Origin of the sequence: Vibrio sp. 10N.222.48.A3 (genome assembly GCF_041475345.1) — a bacterium.
In the GTDB taxonomy this organism is placed as follows: Bacteria; Pseudomonadota; Gammaproteobacteria; order Enterobacterales; family Vibrionaceae; genus Vibrio; species Vibrio tasmaniensis_A.
This window is the reverse complement of the sequence record NZ_JBFRVX010000062.1, coordinates 1-1,175: the sequence shown is the minus strand read 5'-3', so window position 1 is coordinate 1,175 and position 1,175 is coordinate 1. Positions and strand designations below refer to the sequence as shown.

The following is a 1,175-nucleotide window of genomic DNA, read 5'->3' as shown; positions in this document are numbered from 1 at the left end:
GAGACAGGGATACCGATGTGATCAGAATACTTACCAATCACTTCACGCAGACGCCATTCATTTAAGAACTCTTTGCCGTCTTCACGCATATGAAGAATGATGTCTGTACCACGAGATTCTTTCGTGATGTCTTCGATAGTGTAATCACCTTCACCCGCAGAGTGCCATTGCACGGCTTGGTCATTAGCAAGTCCAGCTGCTCGAGTGCGAACAGTCACTGCGTCTGCAACGATAAATGCAGAATAGAAACCAACACCAAATTGGCCAATAAGCTGAGAGTCTTTGCTTTGGTCTTCAGACAGCTTTGAGAAAAAGTCAGCTGTGCCTGACTTAGCAATAGTACCTAAATGCTCAATAACGTTGTCGCGGCTCATACCTATGCCGTTATCAGAGATCGTTAAAGTATTTGCTTCAGCGTTGAACGAAAGTTTCACACCTAAATCAGCATCGCCTTGGTAAAGGTCGCCATTTGATAGCGCTTGAAAACGAAGCTTATCAGCCGCGTCAGATGCGTTAGAGATCAGCTCACGTAGGAAGATTTCTTTATTTGAATACAGTGAGTGAATCATTAGGTGAAGTAGTTGTTTTACTTCAGATTGAAAGCCACGAGTCTCTTTATTTTGCGTTGCCGTTTCGCTCATTTTTACTCCAAAACATCTATACTTTATGTTGAATAATCATAGGGGCGTTGCACATTATGCCTCTCTTATGTTCATTAACATGAGGATGACAAATGTAAATTCAAGGTCAAAAAGCATAAAAACACTGTTTTTTTGATCTGTTTTTATTATCCTTGAGTGTTATAAATATAAAAGAACATAAAAGAAGCCATGATTTGGTGAAGAATTAACAGAACTTCACCTGAGATTTGTCTATTTCGCACCCCAAATCATCCAAAATAGAAGAGTTCAATGAGCAATATCGGCACAAAGTTTATTCTCGCACAGCGGTTCGTATTTGACCCAAATAGCAACTCACTTGTTGATCAGATGAGCGACGGTGAAGTCGTACGTCTTGGCAGCAATGAAAGCCGCATTCTCCTGATGCTGTCAGAAAGACCCAATGAAGTTATCACTCGTAACGAATTACACGAATATGTTTGGCGAGACCAAGGCTTTGAGGTGGACGACTCCAGCTTAACGCAAGCGGTATCGACACTCAGAAAAATGCTAAAA

At 41.3% G+C, this 1,175-nt stretch carries 2 protein-coding genes; one reads left to right on the top strand and one right to left on the bottom strand.

Going from position 1 to position 1,175, the window contains the following annotated elements:
* A partial coding sequence (locus tag AB4653_RS02315; protein ID WP_372103229.1) for an ATP-binding protein occupies window positions 1-641 on the bottom strand: 641 nt, incomplete at its 3' end.
* A gap of 270 nt (window positions 642-911) precedes the next feature.
* Here AB4653_RS02315 and AB4653_RS02310 point away from each other — a divergent pair.
* On the top strand, window positions 912-1,175 hold a 264-nt coding region (locus AB4653_RS02310; RefSeq protein ID WP_372103227.1), incomplete at its 3' end, for a transcriptional regulator.